The 15,291-nt window shown below is 42.7% G+C and carries 15 protein-coding genes; 10 read left to right on the top strand and 5 right to left on the bottom strand.

Going from position 1 to position 15,291, the window contains the following annotated elements:
• Window positions 1-157: 157 nt before the first annotated feature.
• Window positions 158-574, bottom strand: a complete 417-nt coding sequence (locus H4O21_RS06050) for a hypothetical protein (protein WP_182807946.1) — start codon at window positions 572-574, stop codon at window positions 158-160.
• Window positions 575-1,527: 953 nt separating this feature from the next.
• Here H4O21_RS06050 and H4O21_RS06045 point away from each other — a divergent pair.
• The 3 genes from H4O21_RS06045 to H4O21_RS06035 all read left to right on the top strand — a co-directional run bounded on the left by H4O21_RS06045 (window position 1,528) and on the right by H4O21_RS06035 (window position 4,719).
• Entirely contained in the window at window positions 1,528-2,631 is a 1,104-nt protein-coding gene (locus H4O21_RS06045; RefSeq protein ID WP_182807945.1) for a hypothetical protein, read from the top strand.
• 246 nt (window positions 2,632-2,877) lie between these two features.
• A complete protein-coding gene (locus H4O21_RS06040; protein ID WP_182807944.1) occupies window positions 2,878-3,462 on the top strand; it encodes a TetR/AcrR family transcriptional regulator in 585 nt (194 codons plus the stop codon).
• Window positions 3,463-3,516: 54 nt separating this feature from the next.
• On the top strand, window positions 3,517-4,719 hold the full coding sequence (locus H4O21_RS06035; protein ID WP_182807943.1) for an MFS transporter: 1,203 nt from the start codon (window positions 3,517-3,519) through the stop codon (window positions 4,717-4,719).
• Between the two features lie 120 nt (window positions 4,720-4,839).
• On the opposite strand, the gene H4O21_RS06030 is transcribed toward H4O21_RS06035, so the two are convergent.
• Together H4O21_RS06030 and H4O21_RS06025 are read right to left on the bottom strand one after the other, a co-directional pair.
• Complete coding sequence (locus tag H4O21_RS06030; RefSeq protein ID WP_182807942.1) at window positions 4,840-5,592, bottom strand: substrate-binding periplasmic protein; 753 nt, start codon at window positions 5,590-5,592, stop codon at window positions 4,840-4,842.
• Window positions 5,593-6,009: 417 nt separating this feature from the next.
• On the bottom strand, window positions 6,010-6,969 hold the full coding sequence (locus tag H4O21_RS06025; RefSeq protein WP_182807941.1) for a LysR family transcriptional regulator: 960 nt from the start codon (window positions 6,967-6,969) through the stop codon (window positions 6,010-6,012).
• Window positions 6,970-7,100: 131 nt separating this feature from the next.
• Between H4O21_RS06025 and H4O21_RS06020 the strand changes: the two genes are divergently transcribed.
• Window positions 7,101-8,288 (top strand): MFS transporter, encoded by a 1,188-nt coding sequence (locus H4O21_RS06020; protein ID WP_182807940.1) that lies wholly within the window; start codon window positions 7,101-7,103, stop codon window positions 8,286-8,288.
• A 52-nt stretch (window positions 8,289-8,340) separates the two neighbouring features.
• A complete protein-coding gene (locus H4O21_RS06015; RefSeq protein ID WP_182807939.1) occupies window positions 8,341-8,910 on the top strand; it encodes a hypothetical protein in 570 nt (189 codons plus the stop codon).
• Window positions 8,911-8,973: 63 nt separating this feature from the next.
• On the opposite strand, the gene H4O21_RS06010 is transcribed toward H4O21_RS06015, so the two are convergent.
• Window positions 8,974-9,438 carry a nuclear transport factor 2 family protein gene (locus tag H4O21_RS06010; RefSeq protein WP_182807938.1) on the bottom strand — a complete coding sequence of 155 codons (465 nt, stop codon included), beginning with the start codon at window positions 9,436-9,438 and terminating at the stop codon, window positions 8,974-8,976.
• Window positions 9,439-9,655: 217 nt separating this feature from the next.
• On the bottom strand, window positions 9,656-10,822 hold the full coding sequence (locus tag H4O21_RS06005) for an FAD-dependent monooxygenase (RefSeq protein WP_182807937.1): 1,167 nt from the start codon (window positions 10,820-10,822) through the stop codon (window positions 9,656-9,658).
• Between the two features lie 104 nt (window positions 10,823-10,926).
• On the opposite strand from H4O21_RS06005, the gene H4O21_RS06000 reads away from it, so the two are divergent.
• The 5 genes from H4O21_RS06000 to H4O21_RS05980 all read left to right on the top strand — a co-directional run bounded on the left by H4O21_RS06000 (window position 10,927) and on the right by H4O21_RS05980 (window position 14,918).
• The gene (locus H4O21_RS06000; protein ID WP_182807936.1) at window positions 10,927-11,826 is read left to right on the top strand and encodes a LysR family transcriptional regulator; all 900 of its coding nucleotides are present in this window, start codon (window positions 10,927-10,929) and stop codon (window positions 11,824-11,826) included.
• A gap of 718 nt (window positions 11,827-12,544) precedes the next feature.
• Complete coding sequence (locus H4O21_RS05995; protein WP_182807935.1) at window positions 12,545-13,198, top strand: response regulator transcription factor; 654 nt, start codon at window positions 12,545-12,547, stop codon at window positions 13,196-13,198.
• Between the two features lie 29 nt (window positions 13,199-13,227).
• Window positions 13,228-13,647, top strand: a complete 420-nt coding sequence (locus H4O21_RS05990; RefSeq protein WP_182807934.1) for a CsgE family curli-type amyloid fiber assembly protein — start codon at window positions 13,228-13,230, stop codon at window positions 13,645-13,647.
• 10 nt (window positions 13,648-13,657) lie between these two features.
• Entirely contained in the window at window positions 13,658-14,053 is a 396-nt protein-coding gene (locus tag H4O21_RS05985) for a curli assembly protein CsgF (RefSeq protein WP_182807933.1), read from the top strand.
• Window positions 14,054-14,057: 4 nt separating this feature from the next.
• Entirely contained in the window at window positions 14,058-14,918 is an 861-nt protein-coding gene (locus tag H4O21_RS05980) for a CsgG/HfaB family protein (protein ID WP_182807932.1), read from the top strand.
• Window positions 14,919-15,291 lie beyond the last annotated feature (373 nt).

The raw sequence follows: 15,291 nt of genomic DNA, 5'->3' as shown, positions 1-15,291 counted from the left end.
TTATTGTGTTAAGCCGTTAAGTCCCTGGCTGGAGCACCGCTTTTTGACACAGCACAATCCTTGTAAACTCACAATTCACGGATAAGCATCCTTGATTTGTTGTATCAGAATTAGTCGTCAAAGAACTGAAAAAGTCGATCATACTTTTTCAGTATGGTCAGCGGCTATTCCGCTTTAGCATTGAATAATACCCAATCCCTGCAGACGCCAGCAAACCAACCGGATAAATCAAATAGTATGCCATATCTGAATATATTATCATCTGGAGCAACGTCAACTTACCACCGGAGTTGATTTCCTGCCAGTTAACTGGCCACTGATAATATAACACGGTCATTACAACCAGGAGGCTTGCTACTGCGATATGAACAAAACCAGCAGGAAATTGTTCAAAATTAAGCCTTTTTGCCAGCCATGAAAAAACAAGGGCATATAATCCGGATACCATTGCTGAAATGAGTAACATCACAGGCCACCAGCCGCTATCTCCTTCAGCCAGGGTACGGGCTATCATGCTTGATACAATATTTCCCCCCAGCAAAACGACGAATACAAACCAGAAGTATTTTTTCATCTGACTTCATTGCATTTTAACTCTGAACAGCCTGTATAAAGGCCCATTGCTTCGTTATTTTTCGGTAGATTATAAGACTACAGCCACCGTAACAACAGGATAAGATCGTATTCATGAGGCCGTATTCAGCCTGTCGGACTATGCTCCCTCTAAGCAGAACAACTATACTGAAACCTGCTGGATCAGCAGATTTCTGACAGACAGGCTGACGCTTAAGCTTGCAAAAATAATTAACCTCCAATATTTATAGTTTTTATTAAGCGCGTTAAAGTGTTATCTGTATAATTAATATATCAATTAAAATACTCCGAAGCATCAGATATGCGTACAGAGCCTCAGCAAAATAGAAATTCACTTATTTTTTAATGCCAAAAATCACATGTAAAAAACATCAAATAGTACAAGAGTTTAAAATATTACTTAACCTTATAAACATGATAGCAATATCAATCGCCATGTATGATTTTATTATAAAAAATCACTAGCATTTCTGTTATCCTTCCCCTGAGTAATAGACTACTGTATAAAATACCTACCTGAAATTGTTACTCAACAGGGTGGTAATATAAAGGAAATCTTATATGCAATAGATTGTTAAGGCGATACAAGGAGGGTTACCCTGAGTGTTCAGACAGACGAAAATGGTATAAATATTAAGCTCCTGAAGGCAAAGATTTCTGCTGAAAGCAGAGTTATTCTGCTTGCGCTGGGCTGAAAAAATATCGGCATATGTTATTCAGCAATGAAATATCAAATCATACTAATTTAATTGACTGACTATCACTCTGTTCTCTATTGCCCGCGGCAACTGCACTGCCGCTTGTAATATTTTTTTTAATTTATATCGCTGAATATATTCTTGTGTGGCAGAAATTATTTGGGCCAGCCAGCATATTTCAGGAATTTTTGTTATAACCAGATTCAATAAACATTATTTTAACATGGAGAGACGTATGGCTTCTGCAGAGGAATTATTAGCCCAGTACAATGTGTCTATGGATACTGCTCGGGCGTTTATTACAGGTAATATTGATAAACCTCATGAGATATATAAGACCTGTGCTGAGTTTGGTATCAGTTTTAAGATGATTGCCGAAATTCTGAATAGTGATATTACGGAAAATGATGTTATCGATTTCTTTCTGACTAAAGGCATGGTGGTCAGTGAGAGTACACCGGTCTGGAGCGAGGCATACCGAACCGGTGACTATACTCAGATGTACTGGAGTGATTTCCAACAGGATGATCACTGGGATGTTGCAGATGGCGGTGCAACCGTTATTCAGCTGAATACACCATATAACGGGCGTTTTGAGTATCAACAGGATAAAGATGTTTTCAGCATCCAGCTTGATGCGGGTCAGAAATACACTCTGACAACCATCAATCACACTGATTTCAATGGTGCCGATGACGAAACATTTACCGCAACGATCAATCGTGATGATGGTCTGTATGGCGAGCTGGTTGATACTGTCCTGGCTATTGGTGGCCAAACCACCAGCTATACATTTGAAACAACGGCAAGCGGCCGATATTTTATCGAGGCTTTAGGCTCAGTTTCTCATGATGGTATTACGAACACCTACGGCTTGCAGGTCAATCAAGCTGTTGACAATGATGACCATTCTGACTTTCTGGATAACAGCGCTACGGATATCAATATTGGTCAAACCGTATCCGGCGTCATCGATCTGAATGGTGATAAGGATGTCTTCGAGCTGCAGCTCAACGCAGGTCAGTCTTATACCCTATCGATAGACAATCCTGTCAATGGAAACGAAGCGCTTGATGCTCTGGAAACACTTCTGGTAACGGTTGAAATGCAGAAAGCCGGAGAAACAGAGTTTGTAGCAAGATCAATAGTACTACAGAGCTTCTCCAACTCTGTGTCATTTCAGGCAGAGCAGACCGGACAGTATTACGTTGTGGTAAAAAATATGCTCGATTCAGCCGGAGATAGCGATAATGGAGGCAATCCTTATTCGTTCAATGTGGCCCAATCAGCACATAACCTTTCTGTCTCAGGCATAGCAGAAGCAGACGCTTTTATCTGATAATGCCAGACCCGAACAACGGCTTTAAGAAGCGAAAGGCATAGCCTTTCGCTCTCAGAAAACGATATTTATCAAGCCCTCATAAGATCAGACAAATCAGCTTATTAACGCCAGACTTTAGCCAGTAACCCTGAACAGGCGCTGCGAAAAGCAACTTCAGCACAAGATTTTTTCAGACTATTTTATTTGACATGCCTGCTCTTTAAGCATTATGGTACGATCATTCCAAAATATGTGAGTGATTGTATGGCACGCCCTAAGAAATATCAGGATGAACAGGTACTGGATTCTGCTATGGAAGCGTTTTGGCAGAATGGCTTTAAAGCGACATCGGCCCAGGATCTTGTCAATGCAACGGGATTACCCCGCAGCAGCCTGTACAATACCTTTAAAAATAAACAAGGGTTGTTTGAACAAGCCCTGGTTAATTACCAGACATACACCCAAAAGTGCGCAGATAAACTCGATCAATCTGACAATAAGAAAGAGGCAATACATGCTTTACTGGTGGAAATTGTAAACGCTGACCTAGTCGATGAAACCAGGCGGGGTTGTTTTGTCACGAACACAGCGGTTGAGCTGGGAAACACTAATGATCAGGTGAATCTGCGTGTAAGACAAAACCTGACTATTCTGGAAAACGCACTCACCCGCAACATAAAACTGGGCCAACAATCTGGTTCTATCCGTTCTGAGTTTCCTGCTGATGTTCTGGCGACCTGTATCCTGACAACGATTCAAGGGCTGAGAGTCCTGAGTAAAGCATCCCAGGTTAACCAACATCAACATTTGATGAATTCAATTAATGTGTCACTGGCTGCTTATCTGTAAGCAGCTTTTTTTCGCTTTATTTTGGAACGATCATACCAAAAAATTGGAGAATCTATGCAACAAGCAAAATCTGATCACCAGCTACTAATCACTTTTGCAGTGCTACTTGTAGCAATAAATCTTCGGCCTGCTATAGCTGCTATTGGGCCGCTGGCTGATCTTATTGAAGCACATACGACTCTGAATGCATCAGGCATTGGTCTGTTATCAGCATTACCTGTTTTCTTTATGGGGACAGGCGCACTTTTTGTAGGGTTATTAAGGTACATATTTGGAGAAAAACAAGGTATTAGCATTGGAATTCTGATTATTGCAGTATCATGCTTTGGTCGTCACTGGATGAATAATGACAGTGGTTTATTAATAACAGCAATTTGTGCCGGGCTTGGGATTGCTATGGTTCAGGCGCTTATGCCCGCCTTCATTAAGCGCCATTCAGGCTCTAATACAGGACGAATGATTGGCTTTTATTCTGCTGCAATTGTTGCAGGTGCAGCAGTAGCGGCTGCCAGTACAGCGAAGTTAGCTCAGTATTCGAACTGGATCTCCGCGCTATCTTTCTGGGGGTATCTTGCTTTAGCAGGTCTGGCGTTATGGCTGGTTATGCTAAATAGTATCGCTCATTCCGAACCCGAACAAAGCCGTGAAGTGGAAGAAAAAATAGCCTACTGGAAAAAACAACGTAGCTGGTCACTGTTATTTTTTTTTGGTATTGGTACAGGGGCCTTCATGCTCATTCTGGCATGGTTGCCCCCATACTACACCTCGCTGGGAGAAACCCAGGTATTTTCTGGTTATTTGTTGGCAGGCTTTACGCTAATAGAACTAGTCACGGCATTCCTTATTTCCGGTTTAATTCACCGTTACCCGGATCGTCGAGGACCTCTCGTTCTGTCTTTGACTCTGGTTATTTCCGGGCTGGCCTGTCTTATCGTCGCGCCTTTACCACTCATGTGGGCTGCCGTCGGATTATCAGGTGTCGGCATAGGCCTTCTTTTTCCATTGTCATTAATCATTACTGTAGATCATATTGAAAATCCAAAGCAGGCCGGAGACCTTTCAGCTTTTGTTACCGGTGGAGGATACTTAATTGCCAGCCTGGCACCTTTTCTGGCAGGAATAATCCGGGATCAGTTTTCAGACCTTACGCAAGCCTGGTTAGCGATGGGGGGAGGGATTGTTACTTTAGTATTTCTGGCTATTCGATATTCTCCTGATAGTTATCTGTCTTTCAGAAAGCAGCTTAACGCCGATTGAATCTGCATCATTGTTTAAAACATAATAAAAAGCGATATGCGGGTTTAGTCTGATGTCTGTTTCTCAAAAGACACCAGAGAATAACCCGCGTTCATCAGTATACCCCCGCCTCTCCCAGAGTTATTCCGTTACGTAATAGAGGCCATACGCCTGATTCATCCTTTGAATTTCGCCACTGTTGACCATTTTATTGAATTCTGAATCAAACTGATCAATAAAAGAGTCAAGCTCTCTTTTTCTGGAAAAGCCGAAATACCCCTTATTGACAATAATAGGTGGCAGAATCATTTTTACCTGCCCTCTGATATCGAGCTGATCAATCACTCTGTTAGTCGCCCTGGGATGACTGGCAACAAGCTCGATCCTATCGAACAGCAGCATTTTAAGACTGGCTTCAATGTTTTCCACTTCAAAAATGTTCAGCTGAGATCTGAACTGGTCAAACTCTGTCCCATAACTCCACCCCCGCATCAGGCCGATTTTTTTTCCGGTCAGTAAACTAAGGCTGCCATCCCACTGGAACTCATTGCTTTCTCTGACATAAAAAGCCATAGGGTCCTGATAAAAGTATGACTGGGTATAAATCATAAATGCCTCACGCTCCTCAGATTTATACGGTCCGATAAAGGCATCTGCTCTACCGGTTTCAATCATTCTCAGTGCTCGCTTAAAGGGAAAAATTTCAATTTTGATCTTATGGCCAAGCCTGTGGGCAATTTCTCTGACGATATCAACACCCAGTCCCCGGACTTCGCCCTGAGGACCCTTTTCCAGAATCAGAGGAAAGCTGGTACCGACAAAATAGTACGTTCTTGCGAGAGCAGGATTGGCAGCAAACAAAGAGAAAAGCAATAACACCAGCTTTATATACATCAGCTACCTCTTACAAAACCCACCCCGTAAGTGGAATCCTTATTGCGCACAGTCAGTCAATATATACCTGAACAACGTATTTTGATCCTCCGGCTGTTCATTGGAGAATACGACAGCCTTTACAGCAACACTTTGCTCAGGTACTTAGCATCAATTCTGCTATCAATGCAGGCTTGATGTCTACCACTAAACGAGCCACAAAGAAAACCATCCTCAAGAAACCAGGTTCAATTTCAGAATGAATAATATGATGTTACTTCTGTAATACTCCCGTATAACATGTTTTCTGGTCATGGGATGATGCCTGATTTTTTATAAAAAAATCAGGTTGTAACCATTCGGTCTTATCCCAACTATTCGCTACCCTGATGATTAGTAGATGAAAGAACACTCTCCATGCTTCTGGCTGCTCCTATGCTAATGACGGCTCAGATAAGGTTTCCACTGCTCTGCCCATGTATGATTCGGACTTTCTCCCATTCCTGCCAGAGCTTTTGTCATAAACTCAATAAATACACGTACTCTTTCTGGCAAATAATCACGTTTAGGATAAATAGCAAATACACCGCTATCGGGTTGCGGTACTCTGAAACAGGGATATAAAGACACCAGCTCACCACTATTTAATCCTTCTCTGGCCAGAAAATGAGGTAACTGGGCAAACCCCAGACCATCGGCACACATATTAGCCATCGCTTCCCCATCATCGGTGATATGGGTTCGTTCCAGTTCATAAGGCTGATACTCCCCCTTGTCATCGGGCAGAAAGATCGGCTGTAGTTGCTGAGTTTCTTTAATACGAAAGCCAATCCAGTGATGCTGGTTAAAATCCTCCCGGCAGTCCGGTACTCCCCTATTCTTCAGATAATCCGGGGAAACGCAGGTCAGAAAGTCCATCGGGCTTAATCGCCGGGCAATCAATCGACTATCTTTGACATACCCGGTACGCAGCGCAATATCGATATCATTGTCGATAATGTCGACGTGCAAATCACTGATCTCCAGTTCCAGTCTGATATCCGGGTATTGCCGACAGAATGCTTTCAATAACGGGCGCAGGTAAAGGTGCCCATAACAAACAGCAGAGCTAATACGCAAAGTGCCACTGGGCGAATCATTAAGATATTTTAATTCACTCTCACAGGATGTCAGATCCTGAAGCATCTTGCGCACCGTGCGGGCGTAACACTGACCGGCAGTAGTAATACGCAGCTGTCGTGTCGAGCGCTGGAACAGCGTCAAGCCCAGCTGAGATTCCAGACGGCTGATAGCTTTACTGACTGTAGACGGATCGCTGCTGCAAAGCCTGGCTGCCGCTGCAAAACTACCGCCGTCACAAGTCGCTATAAAAATTTCTAAGGTTCGAAGTTTGTCCATCCTGAAAGTATAGCAAGAATATTCATGAACAATATTCATGACTATTAGGGATTACACCCTATTTTTCAAACAAACCTCATCCATAAAAATTCAGCACAAAGAACACCATCACTCAAATATGAGAATACTTTATGTTGAAACAACACCTGTTAAAAAAATCCTGGCCAGACAGTTTTTTGACCTATGGGTTTATGGCTTTTATCGCGATGACTGGCCTGTCTTACATGAACTTTATGCCTGGTGTCGTCAATGCTCTGGCGAAAGGTATCGGATTCAGCGAGGCAGCAGCAGGACAAATCATTGCTATGAATGGCTATGGTGGCATTCTGGGTAGCTCCATCGCTATCTTCCTGATAAGAAGAGCTCGCTGGCAACCTGCTATGTTTTACGCTCTGGCAACACTTCTGGTTTTTGAAGCGGGTACAGCCTGGATAGACAGCTATGATGCCATGTTAATCTGGCGCTTTCTTGCAGGCACTCTGGGTGGTCTCAGTGTTGGCATCGCTTTTTCTGTTCTGGCCCGACTGAATAACCCGGATCGGGCTTTTGGCCTTTTACTGTTTATTCAATTCAGTATTGGCTCTGTCGTAATGTCGTTACTACCAGCACTGGAATCTCTGCTCAATGCTTATGCAGTATTTTATATCATGGCCAGTTTTGTTCTGTTGAGCCTGTTTTTCCTGCCATTTTTACCGCCCCTGTCGAAAGAGGAAGTATCGCAGGAACTCTCAGAAAAAAGAGAAAACCTTTCAATCAACTGTCTGCTGATCCTGCTGGCAATCTTTTTTTATCAGCTGGCAGCCAGTGCAATCTGGGCCTATGTTGGTCTGATCGGCCTGAGTGCAGGAATAGCCAGTGATAATGTCAGTTTCTATATTGCCATAACAGGATTACTCGGACTGGCAGGTGCTATGCTGCCTGTCATTCAGAAAGAAACTGCCGGACGTTCCTATCTGATCAGTTCCGGGATTATCTTATCGGCCGGGGCCGCAGTGATGCTTAACTATTCTCAGATAGCATCGATTTATGTCCTGTCTATGTCACTATTGTTCTTTTCATGGCCTGCCGTTCTGTCCGGTTTATTGGCGGTTACCGCTGAACTGGATATCAGTGGTCGTCTGTCAACCATTGCCGCCGTAGTGTCTTCGCTGGGCATGGCATCCGGGCCTCTGCTTGCATCCGTTTTACTGAATAAAGATGACTTCTCATTCATGCTTTATAGCTGTTCAGCCATTTTCCTGACGGGCCTGATCCTGATTGTCAAGCCAGTGAAAGCCCGGAAAGAAAGCACCCGACAAATCACTGCGACTTATCCATAAAACCCGGACATCTTTTCATCCAAACACTAAAACAGAATATTAAGGTAATAAAATGATCCGTTATCTGCTGAACAAAACACTGTTATCAATGAAAAAGCGTTACGACTACGATGTTCGCTATATGCAGGATATTCTGCAAACCGACGTAAAAACCTTCCTTAAGTTTATGGGCTTTCAGACCATGTCTGCTCACTCCGGCAATTTACCAGCAGCACCTTTGTTTGCAGCCAGAATCCGGACGATTCTCTGGGATGATTGCGGCCCTTGCACACAGTTAATTGTTAATATGGCTCTTGAAGCCAGAGTCTCTCCTGAAACAGTACGTGCGATCATAGATAAAGATCTGAGTCAGCTGCCAGAAGATGTCGCACTAGTTACAGAATTTACCGATCTGGTTCTGGCCCATAATCCTGAAGCAGATGATCTGCGGGAAAAGATTCTTGCGCTATGGGGAAAAGAAGGGCTGATCAGCATTGGCTATGCTATTAGCTCAACACGGGTTTATCCTGCATTAAAATACACTTTGGGGTATGGCTCAGCCTGCAGCCGGATTCAGATTCCTGACCAGTCTTTACCTTCAGCCCCATTAGCAGAGCCTGCACCGGCATCAGATAAAACGTAACAGGCTTTCTTCATCTCCACTGATCTGAGCTGCTACAGATTATTTCTGTAATAACGTCGCAGCTCAGTAGTGTTTTTCCATAAACTTGTTCAGACTTTTCATAGCCATTTTGCTGACTTTCCGACGTAAGAAAGGAGACCAGCCGAGTAATAAACCGGGCAACCCCAGAGCCTGACGACTCCAGCGCCAGAAATTAAAATGGTCAATATGCCTGATAATTTTGCCATCCTGAAACTCGAACTCAGCATCAATAATATTGTGTACAGGACGCCCGGTCTGACTGAAGCAGTATTTCGGCTCCCAGTGCGCTGTTACTTTATTCCCTGACTCGGTCACAGAAAATTCAAGCGTCATACCCTGAGCCCGCTCACACAACATATGCCACATAGCTCCCGGTGCATTACCCCGGAGTTCAAATGCCTCATCCCTGAAATACGCATCCGGGTGATAGCAGGAAGCCATAGTTTTGTAATCTCTGTTCTGAAAAGCCGTGTAAAACGTTTCGATCAGCTCTTTATGGGTACTCATAGCAAACTCCTGCATAACAGTGTAAATAGTACATCCAATGTAAAACCTTAGCCTGACTCAGTAAGTAGCATATGTCTCAGGAAGTAGGCAATAATACCGGATTAGCCCCCGGTGCATACCGCAAAAAATTGGGCAATGGATAAGCTGTCCGTATCCTGCAGTTTTATCTGAATCAAGCCAGACTTTAATCAGCGGGTTTTCAGTCCGTGCAAAAGGCTTATAACGCCTCCAGCCCCTGCATCCAGAAGCGACTTAATTGCTCAGCAGATATAGCAGACACGGTAGCCTGGTGTTTTATGCCAGAGCTGTTTTCATCCGGGCTAAAAATACCCCGTGCTACCTGCCTTCCGATAGCCTGCGCCGCTGAGGTTTTAGCAATACGACACTGATAAAAATCATACAGAATACACTCTGATCTGGCGTTGCCTTGCAATGTATTCCCATTCTGTTCTGTATCGCTGAGCAGTAAACGATACAAATGCCAGGCATCTTCCAGCGCCTGACACGCCCCTTGCCCGGAAGTGGGTAAAGATCCATGGGCAGCGTCACCAATAATAAGCAGATTATCCTTATGCCAGTAAGGTAAAGGCTCAAGATCGTGTACAAAAACACATCTGCGTGATGCCGGATCGTGAGCTGCCAGAACCGTTTGAACCCGATCATGCCAGTCGCAAAAACGCTGATTCATCTCGCTATACCAACCGGATAAGGGTCTGACCTTATCCTGATCCGCTACCCAGGCTGCCGCCCAGAAACACAAATCGGATGTTACCGGCACAATGCCAAAGCGTTCCCCCCCTCCCCTGAAATCATAGATAGTATTATTCAGCTCATTTTTCTGTAGCTGACTGATACCGATAATATTAATAAAGCCCTGATAGCAGGGGCTTATCTGACCAGAATATAACAGCTGACGCGCCACGGAGTTCATTCGTCCATCAGCGCCCACTACCAGATCATATTTCTGTTTCAGAAGCTCAATATCCAATGTCGAGATGGTGCAGTTTAAATATATATCAACAGCAGATTTTTCTGCTGCCCGCGCCAGAATTCGCATAAGATCACGGCGTAATATAGTGATTGTCGGAAAACCACTCATATCGTTGAGCGGTTTCATATCAAGTCTGCTTTGTAAGATACCACTCTGGCTATACTGGCACATCGCTTCAGGCATGCCTCCCAGGTCTTTGATCTCCTTCTCTAATCCCATTTGTGTAAGAACAAACATGGCATTAGGCCACAAGGTAATCCCCGTCCCTAATGCTGAGATCTGATTATTCTGTTCGTACACACTTACCTGATACCCCTGTTTTCTGGCCAGAATTGCCAGCGATAATCCAGCGATGCCTGCACCAACAATCGCTATACGCCCTGTATGATTCACCTCAATACTCCTGAGTTATAAAACCTGCTCTGGATTTTTGCAGAGCTATCAATCAGGATAAATAGGGTAAAATTGAATTATTAATCCCATTTTTTGAGATAAAAATGATTGAGAAAATTGAGCTGCAATGGTTAATCAGCTTCCAGGCGGTATATGAACACCTGAGTTTTAAGCGCGCAGCTGAAAGGCTGCAGCTCCCCACATCCAATGTCAGCCGACATGTTGCGTTATTGGAACAACAGCTTAATTTACGTTTGCTGGATCGTACGACTCGTAAGATGACGCCGACGGCTTCGGGTAAACAACTCTACCAATCGATCACTCCGCTCACCCAGGCTATGGATGATGCGCTGGAAGATGTCTCAAAGTATGGAGATACATTATCCGGACATCTGAAAGTTATCATGCCGGATCTTCCTTTTCTGGCTGAAATAATCGCGGAGTTCTGTCATATGCATCCTCAGATACAGCTCAGTTGTGATACTCAGCTAAATCCAACAGAAGATTTATCAGATGGTTTTGATCTGATCATGCGCTTTGGCCGTGGTCCACTGGAAGACTCAGGCTGGGTTGCCAGAGAGATTATCCGCTGGCCGGGTTGTGTCGTGGCGTCACCAGAGTTGTTAAAGAAACACCCCGCGCCATGCAATCCGGATGAGCTCAGCAAAGCCCCCTGCATCACCAGTTTATCAGTGCTGCAGGGTATGCCGTGGCGTTTTAAGGGTAAAAAAGTCGTTCAGGTTAAATCCGCATATAAAGTCAATAGCGGTCAGCTGGCCAGAGCAGGCGCTCTGAAAGGACTGGGATTTGCCATTTTACCCCTTCATGCCTGTCAGGCAGATCTGGATGCAGGTTCTCTGATAAGCATTGACCTGAACGATGAGCCAGAGGACCTGGTGCTGTATGCATTTTACTCAGGCAGAAAGTACCCCCTGGAGAAAGTGAGAGTGTTTCTGGAATACCTGCAATCAGCACTTGCTAACTATCGACTTACTCAAGAGTGATTTCTCCTGTCCTGTTGACAAAGAATGACTCACTCTTTCTGAAGGATGTACCCCCCCTGATGCCATATGGCTATATTATTATTCATTGATTCAGAAACAATACTTTAGTGAACTGTGAGATTAGCTCTTTTCCCCTATAACAATATTGACCCTCTGTGCCCATAAAACAGCTAAGGATCTCATCATAAAAAAAGTAGCATATTATTTACTCATTTTTGTTATGTAAAAAAAATTTACTGCAGTGCAAGAAAACTACTCCTAACCCCCGATTGCTCTGGCTGTATCAGCTCCATAAAATTCAAAATACACAGGTATAGCAGGTTCTCCGATGACAGACACTCATTTAACATATATACATAAATAAGAAATTCAAGATATAAAAATCTCGATCACCCATTATTATCAGTCCGGTTTATTAAAATAAAAACCTCGCATTATCTACAATCCAATCAAGTTAAGGAAAAGCTATGAACAACGATCAGCAAACCAGGCTTTCACAGCACTACAATAAAAGCAACAACCACTTATACCTCCAGTTATAATCCAGAAGTACTACAAAATCATATCTTTTAGTACAAATCAATATTTTATCTAACCAGACACATAATAATTACACCAGACCGACTTCATCCTGAATGACAAATACCATCACAACAAAGTTCACTCAAATATAAAATAGAACACAATCAGAGATATACATAGCACGAGATCACAGCTAATGAAAGAAAAAAAAGAAAAATCGATGCTTGAGTCAATAATAATCAATGGAGAGGACAACATACTGAATCTCTCAATAAAAAAAGCCCTTGAAGAAAACATTAAAAACAATTGCATCATCACTGCCAACCTGGAGAACAAGAATGAAATCAAAAGCATTGATCGCTGCATATTTATGATCGACTGCACAGATATTTCATTCTCTGAACTTAACAACAAGCTCCAGTATCTGGAAATCCATAAGGTCAAAATAGTAATTATTATAAATTATACAAACCAAAACATGGTCCTTCATAATATGAACAGAAAAATTATTCGAGGTTGTTTTTCTAAAGTACCAGAACCTTACTATTTATTAAAAGGAATACATACAATAATATCTGGAGGAACCTGGTTCCCAAGAGAAATTCTGGAAAAATATCTTGAGAAACAAAGAGTTTCAAACAAAGATTGGCCTGAATACAATATCGACCAGAAGCTCACCAGACGTGAAATAGAAATACTAAAACTGGTAAAAACCGGAGCCAGCAATACTCGTATTGCAGATGAGCTATGCCTGAGCCAACACACAATTAAAACTCATATGCACAATCTATTCCGAAAACTTAATGTCTCAAACAGAGTTCAAGCGGCTAATAGCATCAGTTTCACCTGATACAGGCAAGGAATTCAAAGGAAAACTTAATGTTTACATCACAGTTCAAAACACATTATCTGGCAATATTATTACTTTCAACAACAATAATTATTAGCAACATATCCTACGCTTATAGAAAACAAGACCTGACAGGCATAATTATAAATTATACGACCAGTAACACTGGATTCAATTTTTATCAATCTTTTGCAGGCATATGGCGACTAAATGATACTCTGTCAGCTGACACCCTCATCATTAATGAACAGCTTTCTGCTCACTCAGGCAGCATTATTACTATAAAAAAAGATGAAAAACTTCTTTTTCAAAAAAATATCCAGCATACCAGAAGCGATATTAGTTTATTAGCAGAACAAGCATACCATATAGTTAAACAACAATTATACCGTATAAAAATAAGAGGTGCTATAGACAAAGACCCTGATATCAGTGCAAGCGGATTATAGGAGCATTATCATGAAGCACATATTATATTTATTATTATTTTTTAACATCGAAGCACTGCATGCATCCGAACTAATTTATCGCCCTGCGAATCCATCATTTGGAGGTAATGCTCTGAATGGCAGCTATTTAATCAGTAATGCTCAGGCACAGAATGATACATCAGGAGGAAGCTCATATAGCCAGAGAACAGAGCTTGAGCGTTTTACATCTTCACTTCAGTCCCGTTTGTTGAGCCAGCTTCTTAACGATGTAGAATCCGGTAACACCGGAAGTATCCAGACAGATGATTTTAATATCTCTATTATCGATGATGGCAACGGAGGCTTGATGGTTGAAGTACTCGACCTGAATACTAATGAATCGACAGTTATTTCAGTAAACGGTATGGTGACAAGCCAGGAATAAGCCAATGTTAAAAATGTTATCAACAACCATCATACTGATTTTGACAACTATCACTGGCGGCTGTACTACATTGCCAGAAAAAAAAGATCTGGCTGGAGCAGGAGAATTAAAAGCGGCACTCACTCCAAGGGCCAGTTCATATGAGGAACTCATATCCCTCCCTCCTCCCAAAGGAAAGCTGGTTGTAGCCGTTTATAATTTCAGAGACCAGACCGGACAATACAAGCCTGCTCCTGCCAGTACTTTTTCTACAGCAGTCAGCCAGGGTGGAACAGCCATGTTAAACCAGGCGCTGGACGAGTCTGGCTGGTTTATTACTCTGGAAAGAGAGAGCCTGCAAAACCTGCTGACAGAACGGAAGATAAGCAGGGCATCTCTGGAAAAACAACAAGGCCAGTCAGCAGATATTCCTCCGTTACTGGTTGCTAATCTGTTGCTGGAAGGAGGCATCACAGCCTATGACACCAATATACAAACCGGAGGGGCCGGTGCACGATATTTTGGTATAGGTACTTCAGAACAGTATCGTACCGATCAGGTCACTGTTAACCTGAGAGCCGTCGATATCAGAACAGGACGCATACTGAACACTGTCTCAACGACAAAAACGATTTTTTCTCAGGAAGTTAAAGCAGATGTATTCCGGTTCATTGAGTTTAAACGCTTACTGGAAATGGAAGCAGGTTATACCCGAAACGAACCTGCCCAGCTTTGTCTGATGTCTGCGATTGAAACAGCGGTTATCCACCTTATTACTCAGGGCATCAGAAAAAAACATTGGGCCTTGTCTGATGCCTCGACAATACAGCATCCAGTGATAAAGAGTTATCTCAATGAAGAAATCGTTGTGATGGATATAGATTAACCCCACCGGATCAGGTGGTGAATGCAGCGCATTTTTCTGAGCAACGTTTATTTCACTACCTGAATCTGGAGCTCACAAGGTCAGTTTTTGTCGCAATTAATAAAAAAGTACCAGTTTTCATCAAATTTAAATCTTATTTTAAGAATTTCTTCCGATTCTTTTTCTCCTTTTCTGAACCAGAATTTAACCGTGCTAACTGACAAGCTAAACACTTGAATAAAGCTTTCTCTGCAAAGATAGGTACTGTGATCTTTTTTTGCTCATGTATAGAGAAAACTATTTTTTCATTCAGAGATATCGCCGCGAAACTTTACAGGCAAGACATGATGATTCAGGCAAAGTCACTCAAAAAAATATCCGCTTTAACAATCAG

This window comes from Oceanospirillum sediminis, from assembly GCF_014164585.1.
Classification (GTDB): Bacteria; Pseudomonadota; Gammaproteobacteria; order Pseudomonadales; family Halomonadaceae; genus Oceanospirillum; species Oceanospirillum sediminis.
Note: the sequence above shows the minus strand (reverse complement) of the source record. Positions and strands in the feature narration are given on the sequence as shown.

Coding starts and splice junctions, on each gene's coding strand:
- H4O21_RS06035 (WP_182807943.1), top strand. CDS start 3,517: ATGCAACAAGCAAAATCTGATCACCAGCTACTAATCACTTTTGCAGTG.
- H4O21_RS05995 (WP_182807935.1), top strand. CDS start 12,545: ATGAAAGAAAAAAAAGAAAAATCGATGCTTGAGTCAATAATAATCAAT.
- H4O21_RS05985 (WP_182807933.1), top strand. CDS start 13,658: ATGAAGCACATATTATATTTATTATTATTTTTTAACATCGAAGCACTG.
- H4O21_RS06050 (WP_182807946.1), bottom strand. CDS start 574: ATGAAAAAATACTTCTGGTTTGTATTCGTCGTTTTGCTGGGGGGAAAT.
- H4O21_RS05990 (WP_182807934.1), top strand. CDS start 13,228: ATGTTTACATCACAGTTCAAAACACATTATCTGGCAATATTATTACTT.
- H4O21_RS06020 (WP_182807940.1), top strand. CDS start 7,101: ATGTTGAAACAACACCTGTTAAAAAAATCCTGGCCAGACAGTTTTTTG.
- H4O21_RS06015 (WP_182807939.1), top strand. CDS start 8,341: ATGATCCGTTATCTGCTGAACAAAACACTGTTATCAATGAAAAAGCGT.
- H4O21_RS06010 (WP_182807938.1), bottom strand. CDS start 9,438: ATGAGTACCCATAAAGAGCTGATCGAAACGTTTTACACGGCTTTTCAG.
- H4O21_RS05980 (WP_182807932.1), top strand. CDS start 14,058: ATGTTAAAAATGTTATCAACAACCATCATACTGATTTTGACAACTATC.
- H4O21_RS06025 (WP_182807941.1), bottom strand. CDS start 6,969: ATGGACAAACTTCGAACCTTAGAAATTTTTATAGCGACTTGTGACGGC.
- H4O21_RS06045 (WP_182807945.1), top strand. CDS start 1,528: ATGGCTTCTGCAGAGGAATTATTAGCCCAGTACAATGTGTCTATGGAT.
- H4O21_RS06000 (WP_182807936.1), top strand. CDS start 10,927: ATGATTGAGAAAATTGAGCTGCAATGGTTAATCAGCTTCCAGGCGGTA.
- H4O21_RS06030 (WP_182807942.1), bottom strand. CDS start 5,592: ATGTATATAAAGCTGGTGTTATTGCTTTTCTCTTTGTTTGCTGCCAAT.
- H4O21_RS06040 (WP_182807944.1), top strand. CDS start 2,878: ATGGCACGCCCTAAGAAATATCAGGATGAACAGGTACTGGATTCTGCT.